We start from the raw sequence: 21,177 nt of genomic DNA on the forward strand, positions 1-21,177 counted from the left end.
CGGCCTACAAGCATCGTGCCCCCATCGAGAGACAGGGGGGAGAGAACCATGCGCCTGTACCACTTCACTTCCCTGGGACACCTTCCGGTCATCGTCGCTACCGGAGGGCTGTGGCGGGGCGAGGTCCCCGTTGGCGATGGGAGCCGGACCCTGCGGGCCACCTGGTTCACGACGGACCCGGACCCCCGTGGCCACGGCCTTGACGGAAGCGCCGCCGACAAGCGGGAGGTGCGCATCACGGTCATCATTCCGTCGAGCGACCGTGGCCTCAAGCATTGGCTCAAGTTCACCCGGACCTCGTTCGGCAGGCTGGCCGATGAATGCGTCGAGCAGCTGGTTCGCACGGGAGGCGGCAAGCGCAAGGCGGAGACCTGGTACATCTACCCGGACCTGATCCCGCCGACGGAATTCCGCGCCATCGAGATCCGCAGACCCGATGGGACCTACACCCACATGGAGCCGGATGACTTGGCAGCGTCGGTCGCTCACGAGGGACTGGAAGAGGCAGTGCGTGCGGACTTCAGCGAAATGCGCGCCCGCATGCCCTCCCGCGCCGCCTAACTGGCGTCGGCTTTCCCGACCGCCGCTCGGCATCTCGCCGGGCGTAGCGGGCACCCAGACTCGCCAGACGGATGCGACCGGCCGTGCGGCATGGTGCCCACAACAGAAAGAGGAGAGCACGATGCAGAGGACTATCCTGAAGGGCATGACCGAGGCCGAGATGGCCAAGCACATCGCCCAGGGCATCGAGAACCGCCTCGTCATCGAGGCGGCGCCTGACCCGGAGGCCAAGCTGGCCGAGATCATCGACCTCGGCGACTTCGTTTATGCCGTCTGGGTCGAGACGGACAAGCGGAAGCCGAAGATCTCTGGCCACGCACTCGCCCTGTTGAAGGGGCGCCCCTTAATGCAGTCCATGATCGACAGCGGTTCGAGTGCTCCTATGGCACACATCACAATCATGCTCGACAACCACTCGTCCGCGTACGGCGCTTGCGCCCGGTACGGTGATGAGGCCGAGTTTGAGGCATCCTAACCGGCCTTCGCCTTCCCCGCCCGCCGCTCGGCATCCCGCCGGGCGTAGCGGGCCCCGAGCTCGGCGGCATCGCGGGGCGGCCCTTCCTGACAGGGGGCCGCCCCGCGCAGCGTTTGGGCGAACCGCGGCGCGAGGACGGCGACCGGGCGGGGCGGCCTCACGATTTCCCTCCCCGTCAGCAGGGCCGCCAGGCGCTCGACATGCGTGCCCTCCAGGCCGAGCTCGTAGCCGGTCTTCACGTAGCGGGGCATCTGCTCGGGGAGCATGTCGCTGTCGTCGTCGACGATGGCGTAGGTGGGGACGCCCGGGTGGACCACGAGCCAGTCCCGGATCTGCTTCCCGCGGGGCCGGTCCTCGTAGTAGCGTCCGTCGCTCTCGACTTGGTCCCGGGTGCGCCAGTCCCGATGGAAGTGCCCCCGAAACCCGAGGCGGCGGAGATGCGCCCGGCATCCGTCAGGACCGCGGTACGGGCCGAGCCGCTAGGTTGACGAGACGACGACCTAGCAGCGCGTGTGGGCGCACAAAGCGTTCAGGTTCGCCATCGCGTCCGGGTCACCACCGGGACGGTGAAGACCCGACCGCCGATGGCGGCGGCGTTTTCGAGGAAGAGGTTGTAGACGCGTACCGCCTCGTCGACGGCCAAGCCCCCGGACGGCGTCAGGACGATATCGGACCTGGCGCTGAAGACGATTCGCGTCTCGAACCGCTGCTCGCGCGGCGGAGCGGGCTCATCCTCGGCGACTTCCAGCGCGAGGGAACCAACGAACCCGTCGATGCTGCCCTGTATCCAGGCGTTGACCTGATCCCTTGGCACCGTCGTGAACAAGTCGGGCTTGGGAACGCGAGTGGTGGAGGTAGCCACGGCGCCGTCGGCGCGCTGCGCCGAGAGGTCGAGGACAGCCTCGTCGGCTCGGTCGAGCATGAGGCTGAACCGATAGCCGGTCTTATCGAAGAGGGACTGCTCCGCCTCGACGAGCGCCTTCCGAACGAAGCCCTCGTCCGGCACCTGAATGATCCTGCCCATGTCCGTCCCCGCGAATCCGTCGATGCAGGGAGGCTACCGGTTCGCGATGCGAGGGACCTACGGGGGACGCCGAAGGAGAGCTTGACAGGCCGTTAACAGTGTCTACATATCTGAGACACGCGAACCCGGTCGTCATCGGGTCGCTGGAAGCCCGAACTGACACTAGACATGCAGTACGTGCGCATCGACAACCCGCAGTACACCCACCTTTTCGAGACCGCTGACATCGGCGAGGCCCTGGACCGGGCCGCGCAGGCCGGCGGCGCTGCCTCCTTCGAGGCGTCTGCCGAAACCGCCGGAAAGACCGTCGACGAGGCGCGAGGCGAGCTCGACATCGCCGTCGTCGGCGCCGCGGATGTCGTCGCCGACATCGCAGCCGAGGCACTCGATTCGGATGCCCTCGCCGGTGGCGCCGAGACTCCGTTCGCTAGCGCCCGCGATTGGGCTGACTGGTGCATCGAGGGGTCCGACGGAGACGCCGTCCGCGCCCTCGCCCATCTGCACGATCTCGACGTCGACCCGCTTGTCGGAGCGCTACGCGAAGCCCTGAGCGAGCGCGACCTCGACGACATCAACAAGCCCTTCCTCGACCGCGCGAAGGAAGCCGTCCGCGAGGCTGAGAGCCTGGACGAGCTCCGGAGCGCGCTCATGGGCGTCCACGAGCTCATCGGCGACGACGGCATGCGCGCTTGGTTCGGGCGCAGCTTCTCCGATGGAGAAGTACCTCATTGGGGCCCCGAGCCGAGAGAACTCGACTACGTCTGGTCCTGGGACGACGAGCGGGTCCTCGTGGATGCCGAGGACGGTCCTTTCGACCTCGACTTCCGGGACCGCTGAGATCGAACGACGGAGGGGCCTTCGGGTCCCTTTTTCGTGCAAGGGAACCTTGACAGTTGGTTAACGCTGTCGCAAATATCTAGACACTGCGAGATCGGTTATCACCGAGCCGCTGGACGCCCGATGGGACCAGACACGATGGCCACCGCCACCTACGACCGCCCCTCTATATTCCGCGACGCCTGGGCCCGTGCCCGCCGCGCCGCCGCGCAGGCTGCCGAGAGCGTCCGCCGCCACATCGGCGCCGGCATGCGCGCCGCCTGGGCCGCCGCCAAAGCCGCCCTCGGGGCGCCGGCGAAGCCCGCCGCGCCGGCCGCGCCCGTTCCGCTGCAGCTTGACTTGGTCGAGTATATTGCCGCGCTCCCGCCGGTCCCTGTGGCGCCCGTGGCTCCGGCTGCTCCGGCATCCCCGCGTCGGTTCGAGCATGACGGGTACACGCTGCTTTTCACGCCCGTCACGGCCGATGGCGACTCCGACGTCACGATTCTCCGTCAAGCGGCGGATGGGTCGGAGCACATTGTCGGCGCGGTACGCCTAAAGCCGGCAGAGTACCGCGACTTCGCCGACATCCTCCAGGATTCCCTGAGCGTCCTGGAGGTGCCTGAGCCCGAGCAGCAGCCCGAGCCGGCGCAGGAGCCGCTCCATCTGGATCTCGGTCGCGGACGCGCGGTCCTCGACGATGCCGGCATCCGGTTCTACGGCCAGGTCACCGGCGGCGGCGCACACGGCCCCGGCGTCGTCTCTGTCGCGACCGGATTCAAGGCGAGCGACCGCCTGCGCTGGACCGATGACCGGCGCTCCGGCTCGGGCCGCTCCGGTTCGGTCGTGTGGACCCTCAAGCCCGATAGGCTCTATTCCCTCTCCAGGGTCGCCGCGGGCTCGAACCGTTCGGCCGACTACTATCTCTCGACGTTCGACGGCACGCTGACGGAGCTCTCCCGCGACGAGTACCGCGCCGAATGCGCCCGCCTGTGGCCCCTGCAGGCGTTCGAGGCCGAGCAGGAGGAGGCCCACCGGGCCGAGGCCGAGGCGGCCCGCGTCGAGGCCGAGCGCCGTGAGGTCGAGCGGCTCAAGGCGGAGGCCGAGGCGCGTAAGGCTGCCCTCGCCGACGAAGCGGTCCGCATCGAGCGTGAGGGCCAGCCGACCGTCGAGGGGCTTCCGTCGCTCACTGGGTCGCCGAAGCAAGTCGCGTACGCCCTCAAGATTCGCGCCGCCGTTCAGGCCAAAACGCCGTCCGACCGGGCGCTCAAGACGGCGACAACGGCGAGCTACTGGATCGACAATCGCCGCAGCGTCCTCTGGGCCTGAGGGAGGCCGTCATGCACAACAACCTCACCTCCTTCTTCCTCGGCGGCCTGAACGCCGTCCGAAAGGCCGACGGTCGCCAGCCGCTCCGCCTCGACGACCTCGCCGCCATGACGCCCGCCGCCGTCGTCGAGGACAGCACCCGATTCGACGAGGCCGCCCGCGAGCGTGTCGCGCACCTTGCGTCGGTCCCGCGCTACGACCTCGGCGGCGACCGGTTCGCTCGGGCGCAGCGTCTCCTCGGTCGTCTCGCCAACGGCACCGAGGCGGGCAAGGGCTCCCTCGTTCACATCGTGCCGGAGGACTCCAACAGCGCCCTGTGCGGGGCGACCTACGGGGCGGCCCGGTCGGTCGGCTGGTCGGATGAACTCCCGTCCCCCGCGACGTGCCCCCGCTGCCTCGCCCGCCTCGCCCGCATGGGCGGGCGCCTACTGCCCTCGACGAGGACTGACAGTGCGCATCGAGCTCCGCCCCAACGTCGTCTCCCCCGTCCCCGGCGCTCTCTGCGTCGGGACCGCTGACGGGCAGCCGCTCGCCTACATCGACCGGACGCCGTACATCGGGACGGAGCCGACAACGCACGCCGAGATCGCGGAGCCCCTGGCCGACGCCGCCGACCATGCGGCGACTAAAGTATTCGGTGGCGAGTGGAATGGTGATCTAAGCAGAGTTGCATACATCAATCGGCGCACGGTCACGCATGATCGAATAATGCGGTACGGCCTGCCGCCGTGGGTCCTGGCCCTGATCGGCCGGGCGGCGGCGCATAGCCATCCGCGCTTGTTAGGTTTCGTGCTCCTTAGCGTAGCCGGGCTGCGGGAAGTCGACGAGGGCGGCCGAGACAGATCGCCCGGGCGGGAGGAGATGCGACGCGCCGCTATGGAGATTCTCGACGAGGGCATCGACATCCTGCGGTACGCCATCACGGAACGCGGGAAACACCCTCGCGCGGGAGGCGTAACCAAGTCTTAACACCTCGCTTCCATAGTGGAGGCTCGTGCGCTCCGTTTTTCAGCGGCGCGCTGGATACCCGAAGGGACACCAGACAATGACGAGCACCCTCGACGAGGGCGCGCGCGCCTGCGCGCTCGAACGATACCTCTCAGGCGAGGCCGAGGCTCCCCGCCGCGGTGCCTTTCCCTTCGCGCCCGCCGCCTTGCTCTTGGCCGCCCGCTACGGCCGGTCAATTCCTTCGCTCCGGACCGCCGCCGCTGTCGGTGAGGACGTCCGCATCGTTGGCGTGTACCGGGCATTGAAGCTCGCCTTCGACAGCTACGCGCACGAAGTGAAGCGGAACCGCCGGGAGGCCGAGCAGACGCTTGCCGTGCAGTTCGCGGCCGCGTTCGATCAGACGCTCGTGTGGCTGCGCGAGGGCGGCTTCCGCGCCGACTTCAGCTTCGACTACACGGACGAGCAGCAGGCGAGCGACGAGCACCTGCGCCTCCTGGCCGGCGTCCTTGCGCTGTCCCTGTGGGAGGCCGGCCATCCCCCGGCCCGCGAGTACATCCGCGGACTCCTGCCGGATCTCCTCGGCGAGCCCAACGGCTGGCGCTATGTCCGGGCGAGCGTCGGCATGGCCGAGGACGTGCATGCCGCTCTGGACTGGAGGCCCGGCCGGGGTGCTCTCGGGTCCCTGAGCAACGCCCTGCTGCGCGGAGGCCGCCTGATCGAGGACGCATATGTCGGCGCGCCGGAGCCGGCGCCCGCGTGGGCGACCGCGGCCAAGGCGAAGGCCGCCGAGGAGAAGACGGCGCAGGAGCGGCTTGAAAGCGGGCCGTCGCTCCTCGTCCTGGCGTCCGTCGAGCACCTGCCCGGGGCGGCGAAGTCCGGCGAGAGCCGTCCCGGCGGGCTGACGGGTTCGACCGTCAGGGCCGAGTGGGCCCCTTTCGCCGGGCGGGCTTGGTCCCTGCTGCCGGTCCCTGACCTGAGAGCCGCGCGCGAGATCCTCGTCGGCGAGTTCCCGTATGCCGAGGCCGTCATCGACGCGGTCCTGCGCGACCTCTCGGGTCGCCCGCACGTCTTCATCCGACCCTTGCTGCTCGTCGGAAACCCCGGCTGCGGCAAGACCCGCTTGGCGCGCCGGATCGCCGAGGTGCTCGGGCTCGGCTTCCAGATCTGCTCGCTCTCGGGGACGTCAGATTCGGCCCTGATCGGCACCAGCCGCCAGTGGTCCACATACCGCGCCTCTACGCCGCTCCAGTTGCTGAAGCGGCTGTCGATGGCGTGCGCGGCCGTCATCGCGGACGAGATCGATAAGACCGCGACGAGCAAGCACAATGGCAGCGCCCTGGATGGGCTCCTGCCGTTCCTGACGCCCGACGCCTGCCGCATCGTCGACCCGGCGCTGGAGTGCCCCGTCGACCTGTCGGCGGTCTCGTGGATCGCGACGGCGAACGACCTCGACGGCCTCCGTCGGGACGCACCGGCGCTGCTTGACCGGTTCAAGGTCTACACGGTGCCCGATCCGCGTCGTGAGCACCTGCCCGCCCTCCTGCGTGGCGTCATGACCGAGCTCCGCGCGGAGCGGGGCCTCGACGAGCACTGGATGCCCGACCTCGCTCCCGACGAGGCCGAGCTTGTCGAGGCGCACTGGCGGGGCGGTTCCGTCCGCGGCGTGCGCCGGCTTGCCGAGGCCGTGCTCGCGGGGCGTGAAGCCCTCGCGACGCGGATGTGAGGGGGAGGCAGATCGTGCACGCTCCCGTCCTCGACTGTGATTAGGCGTGGAATAAGGACCCCGTTTCCGGGGGTGATCGGCGTCCAAACGGGACCCCCAGGATACTTCATCCAGACTGCCTCCCGCATTCGGAACGGGAGGCTCGCGGAGGATGTTGGTCGTGGAGACGGTCGCGAAGATCCGCCGCGCGTACTTCGTGCAGCATAAGCCGATCAAGCAGATCTGCCGGGAGTTGATGCTCTCCCGCAAGGTCGTCAGGAAGGTGATCCGCTCGGAGGCAACCGCCTTCCGCTACACCCGCAGCGTCCAGCCTGCACCCAAGCTCGGACCGTGGCGCGACGAACTCGACCAGATGCTAACGGCCAATGCCGGGAAGCCGGCGCGGGAGCGGCTGACGCTGACCCGGATCTTCGAGGCGCTGCGGGGGCTCGGCTACGAGGGCGGCTATGATGCCGTCCGCCGCTACGCCAAGACGTGGAAGCGCCAGCAGGCCAGCGTGACGGCTCCCGCCTTCGTGCCACTCGCCTTCGCCCCGGGTGAGGCCTACCAGTTCGACTGGAGCCACGAGATCGTGCTGATCGCCGGCGTCACCACGACGGTCAAGGTCGCCCACGTCCGGCTCTGCCACTCGCGCATGCTGTTCGTGCGGGCCTATCCGCGCGAGAGCCAGGAGATGGTCTTCGACGCCCACGACCGAGCGTTCGCCTTCTTCCGCGGCACCTGCCAGCGGGGCATCTACGACAACATGAAGACCGCGGTCGAGACGATCTTCGTCGGGCGCGAGCGCGCCTACAACCGCCGCTTCCTGCAGATGTGCTCGCACTACCTCGTTGAGCCCGTGGCCTGCACGCCTGCGTCCGGCTGGGAGAAGGGGCAGGTCGAGAACCAGGTCGGGCTGGTACGCGAGCGCCTGTTCACCCCGCGCGTCCGGGTGAGAAGCTACGACGAGCTCAACGCCCTGCTGCTCGACGGGGTCGTCGCCTACGCCAAGGCCCACCCGCATCCCGAGCAGCGCGACCTGACGATCTGGCAGGCCTTCGAAGCCGAACGGGGAGCCTTGGTCCCTTATGCCGGACGCTTCGACGGCTTCCACACCGTGCCGGCGGCCGTGTCCTCGACCTGCCTGGTGCGCTTCGACAACAACAAGTACTCGGTCATGGCATCGGCCATCGGTCGCCCGGTCGAGGTGCGCGCCTATGCCGAGCGCATCGAGATCCGCCAGGACGGACGCGTCGTCGCCGAGCACCCGCGGGCCTTCGGCCGCGGCCAGACGGTGTTCGACCCCTGGCACTACGTCCCCGTGCTCGCCCGCAAGCCCGGCGCGCTGCGCAACGGCGCACCGTTCAAGGACTGGGTCCTGCCCGCCGCCCTCGAACGGATCCGCCGCAAGCTCGCCGGCAGCGCCGACGGCGACCGCCAGATGGTGGAGATCCTCACCGCCGTGCTCGGCGACGGCTTGTCCGCGGTCGAAGCGGCCTGCGCCGAGGCACTGCGCGAGGGTGTGCACTCGGCCGACGTGGTGCTCAACATCCTGGCCCGCCAGCGGGAGCCGCCCGCGCCCGTCCCGCTGCTGACGCCCGAGAGCCTGCGGCTGCGCCACGAGCCAGTCGCCGACTGTGCCCGCTACGACAGCCTGAGGAGAGCCCCATGATGGAACGTCAGCAGATCCTCGCCACCATGGGCGAGCTGAAGCTGTTCGGGATGAAGGCGGCCTACGACGAGATCATCAAGGTCGCCCTCAAACGCAGCCACGAACCACAGCAGATCGTCGGTGACCTGTTGCAGGCCGAGATCAGCGAGAAGCAGGCGCGCTCGATCCGCTACCAGATGACGATTGCCAAGCTGCCCCTAGCCAAGGACCTCGCCGAGTTCGCCTTTGCCGGGACGCCGATCAACGAGGGTCTGGTGCGCGACCTCTGCGGTGGCGAGTTCCTGGCCCACCAGCGCAACGTCGTGCTGGTGGGCGGCACCGGCACGGGCAAGACGCACCTGGCCATCGCGGTCGCCCGGTCGTGCATCCGGGACGGGGCGCGGGCCCGGTTCTACAACGTGGTCGACCTCGTCAACCGGCTCGAGGCCGAGGCGCGAGCCGGCCGGCAGGGCCGCATCGCCGACCACCTCGCCCGGCTCGATCTGGTGGTGCTGGACGAGCTCGGCTACCTGCCGTTCGCGCAGTCGGGCGGTCAGCTGCTGTTCCACCTGATCAGCCGGCTCTACGAGACCACCTCGATCGTGGTGACGACCAACCTGGCGTTCGGGGAGTGGCCGAGCGTGTTTGCTGGCGACGCCAAGATGACGACGGCGCTGCTCGATCGGCTGACCCACCACTGCGAGATCGTCGAGACCGGCAACGAGAGCTGGCGCTTCAAGAACCGGGCGTGAAGGGCGGCCTGCGCGCAGCTCATCCTGGACCCCTGGTCAGCCCGGCTGCGCCACCCCGACCCGCTTCGCCGGGCTGACCAGGGGCGTCGCGCTACGCGCAACAAGGGGTCCCGATTGGACGCCGATCAGGGGTCCCGTTCCGATGCCGTTTGACACTCGACTACCTCCTCTCCGCTCTCAGGGCCCACCGCGCCTCTGGTCGCATCCACGTCGACGTCGCCCACGGCCTCGACGGCTACATCCAGCATGTCATCCGGCTGGCCGACACGCGCGTCCTCTCCGGTCCCGAGGCGCTCATCGCCGAGAACCGGGCGCAGGCGCTGGCCCTGTCGCTGCCCGAGATTCCGGAGGACCGCCATGCCCCCCGTTCGTGACGACCTCGCCGCCGTCGCCGCCCGCATCCAGGCCATGTGGGAAACCGGCCGCATCTGCAGCCTTGTCGGGCGCGGCATGCGCGCCCGCGTCCTGAGGGCTGCCCGTTTGGTCGAGGCCGGGCGCTTGACGCTCGACGAGGCTCGCCAGGTCGCGCGGGAGGCCGAGGGCGTCGCGACTTCCTTCGCCCCGCTTCCGGAGCCGCCGCATGACTGACGTCTACCGCAACCTGCGCCTCCGCCCGCGGGCGTGGTCCGTACGCGAGGGCGGCCGCGTCTCCCGGTACGTCAGGGCGATCACGCTGCGGGACGTGCGCTTCCACGTCCATCCCGCCGCTGTCGCTCGCGTGCAGGCCCTCCGCCAGCGCGCCGTCTGCGCATACGCCTGGGGGACGCCCATCGACGCGCCCGGTTACCCATCCGCCATCAGGGTCACGTTCGACCACTACGTCGGCCCCGCCTTCACGCTGGAGGACGGCACCGTCGTCCTCCGCGCTTCCCTTGTTCACTTCGAGGAGGACGGTTCATGTTGGTGCGTTCTGTAGCCCTTGCCCTCGTGCTCGCCGCGGCCCCGGCCGCCACCAAGCCCGGCGCCGCAGTCCCCGTCGAGCTGTCGTTCCCCGCCGCCGGCGACCGGTTCCTGCTCAGTGTCCGCGGTCCGGTCGAGGCCGGCCGGTCCCGATTCGCCCGCCTGTACGCGTCACCGGCCGGCCGGGATGGATGGACGACTACCATCGTGTGCGGGACCGCCGATCTGCGCGGCCGCGAGCGGGTCGAGGCACAGGGCGCCGGTTCCGCATGGCTCGACAGGGGGAAGCTCGCCGGGACGTGGTCGCCGGTCGGCGGCGGCTACGGCGAGGCTCAGATGCGCGTCTGGTCCGTTGACCAGCAGGACGGCCTCGATGTGGTGGTGTCGATGAGCGGCCCGTGCCCCGGCCGGGGCCGAGGCGAGCTCTCGTCCGGAGACTGATGCTGGCAAGCTTGGCCTTTTCCACGGAAGGCCGTCCCATGATCGTCTGCGAGCTCGTCGCCGCCCTCGCCCTGTGCGCTTTCGACCTGACAGTCGCAGGCGCCGCTGCAACCCGCCCGGCGCTTGCCGTCATTGTCTTAACGTAGACCAGTGTGTCCCTATCGAGGTGACAGCAGTGCTCGCTCTAAGGGCGGAAACAAAAAGGGGCCCGCGGCGGAATGCCAACGGGCCCGAAGTTGGCTGCACCGAACCTCGCCCTCAGGACGTGCGGTGACAAAACGATTCATAGCATAATTAGGCGCAGCACGCACTATCATTCCATCTACGGCACTATTTTTACACCAAGGGCGATAATCCGCAGGTGCCTTCTTGTCACTATCGCACCATGCGACCAAACATCTAAGGTGCAGGCCCTGAGAGCGATTACATCATGCTGACGCCACTCTGTCCCGTGCCTGGCGCCCTCGCCACCATATGCGCAGATCCCATCTCAGTTGCCCGATCACGCGGGTTAGGCTCGCCTCGACACACCGATGCCCTGCGGTCGACCTTCGCGTTCGTGGTGCGCAAGGGTTGCTGGTGCTGCCAAATGGCCACGCCAGCCATGAACACACTATAAGCTTCCCGCCGCGATGCGCAGGGAAGGCCGTACAGCCGGGTTCGGGGCGCGGATGCCCCCAAATACGTCTAGCTTCGGTTAGGCCCGCAGACGGCCCGTTTCCGTCCATGAAAGGGGTGGAGCGCGGCGGGCACCGACATGCGGACCCGGTGCCCCCTCCCTAAAACGACGCGCGTAGCGCGCAGAGGAAAGCCCTGCATGCCGCATCCCCGATGCATTCGGCGAGGCGGAGCGGAAGCGGAGCCTCGCCTAGGGGCGAGCTCAGCCATCCCGTGGTCTACGATTGCATGAGCCCGAGCAATTCCCCTCTCGGCTGGTGGAACCCCCCTATAGTCCCCCCTTAAAGCTAGGGAGGAAATCGCCCTAAGCCTTTGAAAAATAAGAGTTATATTGGCAAATCACGAACGAAGGCGAATCTCGGGGTCATGACGCGGGTTTTCCCCTCTCGCGTCATCTCGCGACCGGCTTGGTCTTGGCCGCGGGAACAGGTGCCAGGGTCGAAGTGACGGCGGCTGTACGGCTCCTACTGGCGGTTCTGTCTTGCGAGGCTTCGGTTGTCGATGACGACGAAAATGTAAGGTCGTTGCGCAACCGGCACCGAAACGCCGCCGCCGCCTCCAGAACCAGCATCGGCCGTTTAGGCCATAGCACTCCATCGCTACGAAGAAGCGGTTAGCCCGTACCGCCTTCAGAACCGTCGCCGTTCGACTGGCGTCGAATGTCGCGGCCAACTCGACACTCGAGGTGCTCCTCTACCAAGCCGGCGATGACCGCACCGGGTGATGTTCCACACCGAGGCGCAGGGAAGGCCGTACAGCCGGGTCTAGGGTGGAGATGAGTAGAGACCCGTCCAGCCTCCATCTGACCTGCAGGCGCCCCGTTTCCGTCCAAGGACGGGGGTAGCGCGGCGTGCGGCGGCTTCGACACGGTCATCCACCTTGGAAAAACGCGCGGCAGCGCGCAGAGGAAAACCCTACATGCGCTCCTCCCCCCTCTCGTTCGGCGAGGCGGAGCGGAAGCGTAGCCAAGCCTACGGGTAAGCCCAGCCGTCTCGTGGCTCACGCCAGCAGGAGCCAGAACGAATCCCCTCCCGGATTGTGGAACCCCCCTATAGTCCCCCCTTAAACTTAGGGAGGAAGCTAGCCTAAGATGCTGAAAGAGCGCATATTATCTTGATAATTCATGGTACAGATGGCATCCCCGCCTATGACCCGGTTTCAGCCTCTATCGCACCATGTCGCAGCCCGGCTGACCATGGCCGTACGAGCCTCCACCAAGGTCGAGGTAACCGCCGCGGCCGTACGACTCCTCCTAGCGGTCCTGTCTTGCGAGGCGTCCGTCGTCGATGACGACGAAACCGCATTCGAGCGACTAATCCGCCGCCAGGAACATGCAGCGACCGGCGAGGTGCACTTCGATGCCCTCTGGATCAGCCCAAAAGCGATCCGCGAGACGCTTGGCGGGATCTCTCCGGCCGCACTTCGAGGTGACTTGGCCCGTGTCCGATCCATGCGCTTTCGGCTACTCGGCGACGATTCCGGCCCGGAGGGCTCGCCCATATCTGGCGGCTTTTTCGACCGCGACGGCAAACCGTCCGGCGGCCAGGGCGAGGTCGCGTGCGTACGGGTCGAACGCACTCTGCTCGCACATGCCGGAGGCACCGATGCCGGTCGGGCCGGCGCCGTGCTTTGGGTCAATTTTGAACGGATGGAACATTTCAGGTGCCGCCATTCGCCGCTGGCCTATATCCGGGTCATGGCGTGGGTCGCCGCTCCAGAGCGCCTGCCGGACGCATGGAGAGCACATAGGACGGCGGGCGGGGCGCTGTCCGTGACCATTCCTGCAAGCGAGATCGCGCCGGCGCTCGGATACGACGGGCGTCACCCGCCCTCGGATCTCGTCGTCAAGGTACTCAAGCCCGTGGCGGCGGACCTCGCCTGGGCCGGCATGCAGTTCGCATTCTCGCGGGTCCGCAATCGTAGAGACACGGTCATCGCCTGGCGCCTGCAGGTAGCCGAGGACGAGGCGCTCAGGACGGAGCGCCTGAGGGAAGAGGCCCGGATGCGGCGCGCACGGCGGGCTGAACGGAAGCTCGTGCGGAGGGCCAACAGGCCGGCGATCCCGCCGATCCCCGATCCTCAGCCGTCCGAGTCGAATGCCTCTCCGGCCAAGGGATTGGCGCGGTTTCCGCGAACAGGGTCGCCTCCACCGAAGGGGTCTCGGGGACGAGCCCCTAGGAAGCCTCGTCCTCCTCGGTGAATGTCGACGGAAGACCCTGCGTCACCAGAACTACATCCGCGGCGACGTCGTCCTGACCCGGCTCCGTGACAAGCGGGAAGCCAACCTCCGGGCGGCGTCGCGGACCGGCCGGCGGCTCGCCTCGCTTGCCTGCGACGACCGCGTCGCGGGCGGCCGCTTCAGCCTCAGCGCGCTCGTCGGAAGTCCCGATCTCTGCGTCGATCCTGTCGAGGATCTTCCGCCGGCTCGGCTCCGAATCGCTCCCTTTCGCCACGAGGCGCACCCCCTGCACGGACAGGCCCGAGCGGTCGTACGCTTCGCAGACCGCCGAGACCGGATCGATGTGGTAGGCCGGGACCGGGACGAAACGCTCCTCGCCGCCGACCTTGACCGCGTACAGGTCGAAGCCCCCGCCGAACGCGGACGCCTTGCCTGCCTTGTCGAGGTCGAGGGCCCGCATCTGCGCTGGCAAGCCCTGGACGCCCGAGAGATCGCGGGCCTGCCCCGCCAGCAGCTCCGGATCGACGACGCCGACACGGCGGATGGCATCGAGCAGCTTCCCGGCCCCGCGAGGATCGGACAGCTTGTCCAGCGATGTCACCGCGTCGATGACAATGCCTTCGGGCAGGACCTTGGACATCGCCACCCACACCGGCGGCTCGCCCTCGCGGTAGACCGGCCGCAGGCGACCGGCGGCCTGCAACTGCTCCTCCTCCCGGAACTGCCTCTGGATCGCCTTGCCCCAGCGGCCTGGCATTTCCGAGACCATGATCTTGAGGTCGCGCCCGTCCCGGAGCGGGTAAGATCGCTCGACTTGATGGGGCCTCAGCGGCTCGCCGTCCGCTCGCAGGCCGTTGCCGTTCACGTCGAAAGGCGACTCGGGTTCCGGGTCATCGTAAGCGAGGCAGGCGGCCAGAGCGTCCACGATCCACGTCGGGAATTCGTGCCGCCCGACGGTCAGCACCGCCTTGTGCGCTTTCGCGAAATCCAGGCCGCGCATGGCGCCATAATGGCCGGTGTCGATGTTCTCGGTTTCTGCGTAGGCGACGCGCAGCGCCTTACGGACGCGGCGGGGGGCCACGGTCAGGACGCGCCCCTGGCCGAACACAGTCGACAGGACCGTCTCGGCCCGGCGCACTTTCACGACCCGGCGGGCAATCGCCTTCGCGAGCTTCGGATCCTCGACGCCGGCCGGATCGAGGCTGGACGTCGCGTAGGACGCGTCCAGTACCGCCACGGTTTGCAGATGCAGGTAGGCTGGGATTTCGACCGCATCGACGTCGCGCCCATCCCAGACCTTACGGATCATGCCCACATCCGCAGAGGCGTCGAGCAGGACGAGCGGCAAGTCGCCCAGATTGGGCTTCCGGCGCCAGGACATGCGCACGGTCATGGGCGCGTCCTTGCCCAGCATGCCCGGCGCCAGCACCTGCAGGCGCACGTCCCGCTCGCCGGTGACCTTAAGCAAATCAGGTTGCGGCCGACCTCCGGCGAGATCCGATATCTGGTCATCCTCGGCCAGCAGGGCGAGGCGCTCCTCGACCAGAGCCCAGAATTTGGTTTCCTCTCGCAAGTCCCCCTGAATCGGCTTGCTCACGAGGGCTTTAAGCTCGCCGATGGGCATGTTCGGGCGGACGTCCTGCACGCCGCGCTGGGCCCGGCGCACGACTGTTAGTGCGGATCCGACACACTCGCGAACGCGGTGATCGGGGTGCCGGTGGATGGCGAGCGCCACATCCTCACCTCGTTCCAGGGCAGCGATTGCGATATCGGCCACGCGCCGCCGCTCGGCCAACAAACCATCCGGCGTGGTGCCCGGCGGGTCGGTGTCTTTGATCTGCGGGGCTGCACGCTCACGCTCCAATCTCGAGACCGGCATGGTCGCGTAGGCCATCATTTCAAAGGAAACGCGCTCGTCGACCGCGACCGCGCAGAACGCCTCCGACAACTCGGCAGGGATCGCGGCGGTGATAAAGGCAGTCGGCGCGAACACGACGTCCTTAGCTGCGAGCGCCCTTCGGGCCAGGATGACCGGGCAGTCGCCGCCGGCGAGCGGGTGGTGGCGGCAGTACGCCTTCGGTGCTTTTTCCGCCGGAGGAGCGTCTTCGCCGGCCTTGCGCCGGGCGATGTTCGCCCGGTTCGAGCGGATGCGCATCTTGCGCTGGGCCGGCGTCTCGTCGTCGCCCGAGCACAGGCCCGATGCTGGCAGCTTGGCGCCACGCAGCAGGGTCAGGTGCTCGGTCATCCGGCAGCCACCACGCTCCTTGCCGGTGAGGATGCCGACGTCAAGGCCGAGTCCCTCGGCCTCCAGCGTGGCGTCCGCCGCGGAGCGCTTGAACCTGTCGGTCGCCACCGGCGCGCCAGGCTGGCGGCCCTGGGAGCGGGCGATGCTCTCGTCGATGTTCACGTAGCTAGGCATCAGCACCAGGATGGGCGCACCGGCTGCGCCGCGCCGGCGCTTCGCCTCAGCGAGACGCTCGATCAGGGTCGAGGTTTTGCCCGCACCGGTCGGCGCCTTGAGAACCTGAATCGGCGCGAGCGGGGCTCGTTCGCTGGCGGCACGGCGGTAGGCCTGGTCGATCCAGAGGTCGATGCCCGCGCGGACGGCCTCGGCGACCCGGTCCTGCTCGGCCCGGCGGACAGCCCCGTCGAACACGAGCGCGCGGGCCACGGCCTTCTCGGACTGACCGTCGGTGGTCACCGACTTGAACGAGACCGACCCGAGCAGGTCGTCGGAAAGCCACTCGAGCGAGCCGGTCCGAGTCTCCCGCTGGACCTTGACCGCGGCGCGGACGGCGAGGATGGGCTTCCCGTTCTCCTCGCGTCCGACGCGGCGCATGAGATTGGGTGTGCGCTCAATGTAACCTTGCGCCGAACAGACCCGTTGTAACGCCGGCCCCTGGACGCCTTGGCGGGATTCAAAGCTTCCCCAACCGGCCCAACTCCGCTCGGCCTCGTCTGTGAGGTGGCGGGCGAGCAAGCGGCGGCCGGGGTCCGTCGCGGCCATCTTGGGGTTGCTGACGCACCAGGCTATCGCACGATCACGCAGCCACGCCTCGCGACCGTCGACTACCTTGCCGTTGACGTAGGTCGTGTCCTTGACGGGCGGGCCGCCCGGTTTGACGAGGCCATGAGCGTCGATTTCCGCGCCCGCTATGGCCCCCGTGGCTGGCGCAGCGCCATCGAACGCTTTGATTTTGGAAAGTGGGCATACCTCACGGTCGATGCGGTCGAGGATCCGCTGGAGGGCGGCCCGGCCGACCACGGCGAGGTCGGAGATCGCCGTCGTGAGCGGGTTGCGGCCGTGGAGAAAGCCGAAGGGCTGGCCGGTCCGATGATGGCGCCCGAAGAGGGTGAGCGATTTCCCCTTCCCCAGGACTTCGATGGCATGGTCCGTCTCGCATCCCTCGCCGTCGAGGAGGCTGAGCTTGCGGCTATTCCAGATCGGGTCCTTATGATCCCAGCCGAGCAGTATGGCGCATTTGATGTTGCGTGCGTGCCGAAGGAGGTAGGGCCGTCCGCCGAGTTCCTCCTCCACGATGGCCAGCGCAGCCCGGCATAGGTTTGCGTCGGTAATGTCGAGGTCGAGGGCGAAAACCCCGCCCGCCGGGCCCATCACGGCGGCGATGTTCTCGTAGGGATGGTTGATCGCCCACCAGCGCAATTTATCGGGATCGGGAAGCGTCTTGCTCAACTCCCTGGGGCTGACCTCCGGCCTGCCGGCGATGCGGAGGCCCGGCGGCTGGAGCGGCGCACGGCGATCGCGGCCCTGCGGGTAGACCGCCCATCCGCGTGCGAGGAGGCGTGGCCCGAGGGGGCCGAATATCGGCCAGCGTTGTGTAAGCTCCTCGACGCCCCCGCCGCTTTGGCTAGGTGGCACGATGATGCCGCCGTAGGCGGCCGCAACGCGGACGAGGTGCTCGGGAGGAGCAATCGGTTGTGTCATCAGCACCGTGGGAGTGCGTGTCGGCAGCCGCGGGTGATGGCTCTTTGTGTCCGGACACGTCTCTCACGAGCGCGAATCCAGGCTTGTCCCTCATCCCAGCGGGGAGGCTGCCATCGGACCCTGAAAGCGGCAACGATCTTAAACAGCCTTGATTAACGAGGCCGCATGTTGCGTTCATCTTCGGCTTCGACAACCGGCAAACGTTGCAGCAGATCGAGTCCGGCCAGCGCAGGCTCACGGCCGAGGGACTCGTCGTCGCCGTGCGCGAGGTCGACGTGCCGCTGGATATCTTCATCAACCCGTTACTCATCGCGGGAGAGGCCCGGTTCTCGTGGCGGCGGGATGCGGACACGCCCGTTTCCGACCTCGACGCCTTCGAGCGGCAGGCGGGCGAGTGGATCGGCACCTACGGGGAGCTCCGCGCCATGATTGGAGACCCGGTCTCGCCCATCGTACACCGTTTGAACCTGACGCGCGCGAGCAGCTACGAGGACGCCACGGACGCCGGCGAGGCGGTCGCCCGGTTCCTCGAACTCGGTCCGGTGCCCTCGCGGGACCTCGCGCAGGCCATGTACGACCGGATGTCGATCCTGGTCCTCATGGTCGACGCCGGGGAAGGCATCTCCGGCTTCGCCTGCCTGGTGCGGAACCTGGGCGCGGTACTGGTCAACCGGAACGAGATCCCGGGCCAGCGCAGCTACGACCTGGCGCACGAGCTCTTCCACATCCTCACGTGGGATGCGATGCCGCCGGAGCGGCTCGACGATGGCGAGGGCAGCGGCAAGCTTCAGAAGCGCGTCGAGACCATGGCCGAAAAGTTCGCCTCGGCGCTCCTGATGCCGTCTTGGCTCCTCCGGACCATGACCGGTGACGCGACCGACCCCGCCTGGCTCAACGCCACGGCGACGGGTCTCGGCGTGTCGGCGAAGGCCCTCAAGTGGCGGATGGTCGATCTCGGCCGGATCGACCGGGGGACGGCGCGCGCCTACGACGACGACCTCCTCGTCAACAACGGCGGTTTGGTCTCCGGGGACCGCGAGCTCCTGAAGTTCGGTCGCCCGTTCATGGACGTCATGGCGGCCGCCATCCTGCAGGGGCACATCTCGGTAGGCCGAACCGCCGAGCTGCTCGCCATCCCGGTTGACGGTCTCGGCGAACTCTTCGAGGCGCACGGCATCGCCCGCCCGTTCGACATGTGACCGGGACTTTGTTTGCTGCCTTGCGCCGGCAACCGTGCCGCCTGGGAGCGGGCAAGCCGCCGGGCTCTCGACGCCTCCGGGGAGGCTGCGTCACGCGAGGGCGCACCCGTGCCGCATGACGCCGTCTGGCAGTGGTGGGATGAACCCGAGCCGGACCCTATCCATCAGGGGTCTGCGGCGCGCGCTCCGTCGTGAGTCTGGAACAGCCAGCGGACGGGTCGCGATGGCTCGGAGTGTCTTGTCGCTTCCTGCAAAACGGAGGCATCCGATGCCCGGTCCGTGAGGACGGCGAACGTCCCACCGGCGGACGCGGCGTCCACGAGCGCCTCCAACGCCTCGATGGTGGCGCCCCTGACTCTCCATCGCGCCCCCTGGTCGTCCGGGCGGCGTAGGTCGATATGCCGGTGCACGTACCTAGCGGCCACGTTGGCGAATAACCTGAATGCCCGCTCGCGGTCGAGGTTCGTCAGGTCGAAGTACGGGTAGGCGCGCGCGTCTAGGACGACGGTCGGTCGATGCGCCTCGACAAGCCGGACGAAAGAATTTCCATGCAGCTCGACCATCGGGAGGCAGAGCAGTCGATAGGTGGGGCGGTAGTCGAATAGCGACAACTGCTCGCCGCGGGACACCTCTTGCCCGGCGGCCGCAGGGCCGGGTCTGCCGGCGAAGGCCAAGCGGACGACGGGATTGCTCATGGCGCGGTTATCCCCAACGCCTTCTCCATCTCGGTGTAGCGGTGCTTGAAGATGTCGGACGGGCCTCCCCAGTCCGGTTCGCCGATCCTGAAGTCCCCGGTCAGTTTGTCCTTGTAGTCCCGGTCCTTGAGGAAGACGCGCTCGTACATGCGCGGGGCCACCCCGACGAACGGCCTGAACAGCACCTTGGGCGGCATGGGCTGCCCGTCCGTACCCTCCTTGTCCGACCATCTGGACGGCGGAACCCATCCCGTCTCGTCCGTCGTGATCGAGTCGCAGTGGAGGTGCAGTGCCCGGCTCTTTGGGTACGGCTCAATGTATTGGACCTCGTCGATGCCGGCGGCAACGATGTGGCGGGCGCAGTAGTGGCAGGGGAACGTGCTGACGTAGAGACGTCCCCCGACAGGCGAGGTGCCGACGCGGCCGGCGGACAGGAGTGCGTCCATCTCGGCATGGACTGCGCGGCTGAACTCGATCAGCCCCCCGAGGCGGGTGCGCCTGAGCTCGGCGACGACGACAGCGCGGGGCCGGTCCCCCACGAGCGCGGGGAAACTGTCCAGGAGTTCGGAGATGATCGCGTTCTGCTCCCTATTGCTGCTGCAGAACTTGTCTTCCCGGAACGCGCAGCGGCTTTCCTCGGCGGGATGCCCGAAGCCCTCGCCGTAGACGCCGCCGCCCGCCCTGGGGACTTCGTTCGTCCCCGTCGAGATCAGGTTTCCCTTAGCGTCGACGACGGCGGCGCCGACCTGCCGGGACAGGCATGCGCTGCGAAGCTGAGCCGAGTGCGCCTGGTCCATCGCCGTCTCGGCGACGGTGGGACGTATGACGTCCCCGGAGGTCAGCAGGCGGACGAACCGGCGGAGCGGCTCGTTCATGCCGGTGTTGTTGGGGTCGTCCTGAGCGTCGCGGGTGTTGTCGACGAAATAGTCGGCCTCGTGGAAGGCGTCGGTGACGTGCTGTCCGTGACGATCTGGCGCGTCGGCGTCGCGGTTCATGAACTCGGCCACGGCCTTGACGGTCGTGGGCAGCCTCCTGTCCTTGAAGTCGAAGAGCTCGGCCTTCAACCGACGCTCGCGCTCCTCCGGTGCGCAAACGACGCCGACGAGCGTGAACGCGTCCTGGTACAGGCGGCGGAGAAGATGGGCCTCCGCGGGGTGCCTGAGCGAGTCGATGACGTAGGCGCGCGGCTTGCCATCCGGCTCACCCGAGGGATCAGACGAATACTCGGCGCGGATCTCGTGAATGCGGGCTATTACCCCGCGCGCGACCGCGGCGTTGTCCTTGGTTGCCAACCGCATGGCGTCGCCGTGGTCCTGCATGTCGACGATGCCCTGAAGGGTCTTGCGTGCGCCGTCGGGGGCGACGTTGCGTCCGGCGCCCCGTGCCCACGCCTTGATGGCCGCGCTCGCCTTCACGATATGCACCTCGTACGGCTGCCCGGCGACCGACTCGGCCTGCAGGTAGCCGCGGATGATCTCAGCGGCCCGGCCTGCTCCGGCGCCGGCCGGTCCCACGACCGCGATGAACAGTTCGTTGGCCCGGGACCGCCCCAGCAACGACTGGCTCGACTCGCCAGACGCGTCTGCGTCGGGTTGGGCCGCTATCCTCGGTACGCCCCTGGCCTTGACCATCGAGTTATGTGCCCGTCCCTATCCGCCCCGCCATGACTAACAGATTCAGCGTGGCGGTCGCCGTGGTTGACATACCATCGAACAGCCGAAGAAAGCGTTGCTGCGCCCGGGAGCCTAACCCGTGCCGACGCAACCCACGTTCCCCGACGCCCGTGCCGAGCATTCTTTGTTCATGTTATGTTCTATCGGATGGAATTTTCAAGGACGCCTTCAGGATGCGGTGCTGGCCGGCAGGAAGGCCACAATGACG

General features: G+C 68.1%; 20 protein-coding genes. 14 read left to right on the plus strand and 6 right to left on the minus strand.

Translation table 11 applies throughout. From position 1 onward, the window contains the following. Positions 1-48: 48 nt before the first annotated feature. Both BMX97_RS08955 and BMX97_RS08960 read left to right on the plus strand, forming a co-directional pair. Positions 49-561 carry a hypothetical protein gene (locus tag BMX97_RS08955; RefSeq protein ID WP_244538351.1) on the plus strand — a complete coding sequence of 171 codons (513 nt, stop codon included), beginning with the start codon at positions 49-51 and terminating at the stop codon, positions 559-561. Positions 562-682: 121 nt separating this feature from the next. Next, positions 683-1,036, plus strand: coding sequence for a hypothetical protein (locus BMX97_RS08960; protein WP_091748293.1), 354 nt, complete (start codon positions 683-685; stop codon positions 1,034-1,036). Here the strand turns inward: BMX97_RS08960 and BMX97_RS08965 are convergent. Next, positions 1,033-1,353 carry a hypothetical protein gene (locus tag BMX97_RS08965; protein WP_091748296.1) on the minus strand — a complete coding sequence of 107 codons (321 nt, stop codon included), beginning with the start codon at positions 1,351-1,353 and terminating at the stop codon, positions 1,033-1,035. The genes BMX97_RS08960 and BMX97_RS08965 overlap by 4 nt on opposite strands. A 212-nt stretch (positions 1,354-1,565) precedes the next feature. After that, on the minus strand, positions 1,566-2,060 hold the full coding sequence (locus tag BMX97_RS08970) for a hypothetical protein (RefSeq protein ID WP_091748300.1): 495 nt from the start codon (positions 2,058-2,060) through the stop codon (positions 1,566-1,568). Positions 2,061-2,228: 168 nt separating this feature from the next. Here BMX97_RS08970 and BMX97_RS32760 point away from each other — a divergent pair, with 168 nt between their 5' ends. Both BMX97_RS32760 and BMX97_RS08980 read left to right on the plus strand, forming a co-directional pair. Continuing rightward, a complete protein-coding gene (locus tag BMX97_RS32760; RefSeq protein WP_091748303.1) occupies positions 2,229-2,897 on the plus strand; it encodes a hypothetical protein in 669 nt (222 codons plus the stop codon). A 138-nt stretch (positions 2,898-3,035) separates the two neighbouring features. After that, positions 3,036-4,205, plus strand: a complete 1,170-nt coding sequence (locus BMX97_RS08980; RefSeq protein ID WP_143074586.1) for a hypothetical protein — start codon at positions 3,036-3,038, stop codon at positions 4,203-4,205. On the opposite strand, the gene BMX97_RS31995 is transcribed toward BMX97_RS08980, so the two are convergent. Continuing rightward, positions 4,166-4,492: a hypothetical protein gene (locus BMX97_RS31995; protein ID WP_143074587.1), complete on the minus strand. Its 327-nt coding sequence runs from the start codon at positions 4,490-4,492 to the stop codon at positions 4,166-4,168. The two genes, BMX97_RS08980 and BMX97_RS31995, sit on opposite strands and share 40 nt — an antisense overlap. Before the next feature lie 163 nt (positions 4,493-4,655). On the opposite strand from BMX97_RS31995, the gene BMX97_RS32765 reads away from it, so the two are divergent. The 9 genes from BMX97_RS32765 to BMX97_RS32005 all read left to right on the plus strand — a co-directional run bounded on the left by BMX97_RS32765 (position 4,656) and on the right by BMX97_RS32005 (position 13,477). Next, a complete protein-coding gene (locus BMX97_RS32765) occupies positions 4,656-5,174 on the plus strand; it encodes a hypothetical protein (protein WP_091748312.1) in 519 nt (172 codons plus the stop codon). A 76-nt stretch (positions 5,175-5,250) separates the two neighbouring features. Beyond that, positions 5,251-6,876 (plus strand): AAA family ATPase, encoded by a 1,626-nt coding sequence (locus BMX97_RS08995; protein ID WP_091748315.1) that lies wholly within the window; start codon positions 5,251-5,253, stop codon positions 6,874-6,876. Positions 6,877-7,027: 151 nt separating this feature from the next. Further along, a complete protein-coding gene (gene istA / locus BMX97_RS09000) occupies positions 7,028-8,527 on the plus strand; it encodes an IS21 family transposase (RefSeq protein WP_091748318.1) in 1,500 nt (499 codons plus the stop codon). Next, entirely contained in the window at positions 8,527-9,258 is a 732-nt protein-coding gene (gene istB, locus BMX97_RS09005) for an IS21-like element helper ATPase IstB (protein ID WP_058619611.1), read from the plus strand. Before istA ends, istB begins: the two co-directional genes overlap by 1 nt. A gap of 149 nt (positions 9,259-9,407) precedes the next feature. Continuing rightward, complete coding sequence (locus tag BMX97_RS09010; protein WP_091748321.1) at positions 9,408-9,632, plus strand: hypothetical protein; 225 nt, start codon at positions 9,408-9,410, stop codon at positions 9,630-9,632. Beyond that, positions 9,616-9,846, plus strand: coding sequence for a hypothetical protein (locus BMX97_RS09015; protein WP_091748325.1), 231 nt, complete (start codon positions 9,616-9,618; stop codon positions 9,844-9,846). Before BMX97_RS09010 ends, BMX97_RS09015 begins: the two co-directional genes overlap by 17 nt. Next, complete coding sequence (locus tag BMX97_RS09020) at positions 9,839-10,174, plus strand: hypothetical protein (protein WP_091748328.1); 336 nt, start codon at positions 9,839-9,841, stop codon at positions 10,172-10,174. The genes BMX97_RS09015 and BMX97_RS09020 overlap by 8 nt, the downstream gene beginning before the upstream one ends. Next, entirely contained in the window at positions 10,156-10,599 is a 444-nt protein-coding gene (locus BMX97_RS09025) for a hypothetical protein (protein ID WP_091748331.1), read from the plus strand. The genes BMX97_RS09020 and BMX97_RS09025 overlap by 19 nt, the downstream gene beginning before the upstream one ends. A gap of 1,873 nt (positions 10,600-12,472) precedes the next feature. Beyond that, a complete protein-coding gene (locus BMX97_RS32005; protein WP_177202166.1) occupies positions 12,473-13,477 on the plus strand; it encodes a hypothetical protein in 1,005 nt (334 codons plus the stop codon). Here BMX97_RS32005 and BMX97_RS09035 read toward each other — a convergent pair. Beyond that, positions 13,452-17,402: a bifunctional DNA primase/polymerase gene (locus BMX97_RS09035; protein ID WP_143074590.1), complete on the minus strand. Its 3,951-nt coding sequence runs from the start codon at positions 17,400-17,402 to the stop codon at positions 13,452-13,454. The two genes, BMX97_RS32005 and BMX97_RS09035, sit on opposite strands and share 26 nt — an antisense overlap. 203 nt (positions 17,403-17,605) lie before the next feature. Here BMX97_RS09035 and BMX97_RS09040 point away from each other — a divergent pair, with 203 nt between their 5' ends. Then, positions 17,606-18,601 (plus strand): ImmA/IrrE family metallo-endopeptidase, encoded by a 996-nt coding sequence (locus BMX97_RS09040; protein ID WP_091748340.1) that lies wholly within the window; start codon positions 17,606-17,608, stop codon positions 18,599-18,601. 164 nt (positions 18,602-18,765) lie between these two features. Here the strand turns inward: BMX97_RS09040 and BMX97_RS09045 are convergent, their stop codons facing one another. Together BMX97_RS09045 and BMX97_RS09050 are read right to left on the minus strand one after the other, a co-directional pair. Beyond that, positions 18,766-19,296, minus strand: a complete 531-nt coding sequence (locus BMX97_RS09045; protein ID WP_091748343.1) for a hypothetical protein — start codon at positions 19,294-19,296, stop codon at positions 18,766-18,768. After that, entirely contained in the window at positions 19,293-20,852 is a 1,560-nt protein-coding gene (locus tag BMX97_RS09050; RefSeq protein ID WP_244538352.1) for an anti-phage dCTP deaminase, read from the minus strand. The genes BMX97_RS09045 and BMX97_RS09050 overlap by 4 nt, the downstream gene beginning before the upstream one ends. Positions 20,853-21,177: the final 325 nt, after the last annotated feature.

The sequence above is a fragment of the Methylobacterium sp. ap11 genome (genome assembly GCF_900110515.1).
Classification (GTDB): Bacteria; Pseudomonadota; Alphaproteobacteria; order Rhizobiales; family Beijerinckiaceae; genus Methylobacterium; species Methylobacterium ajmalii.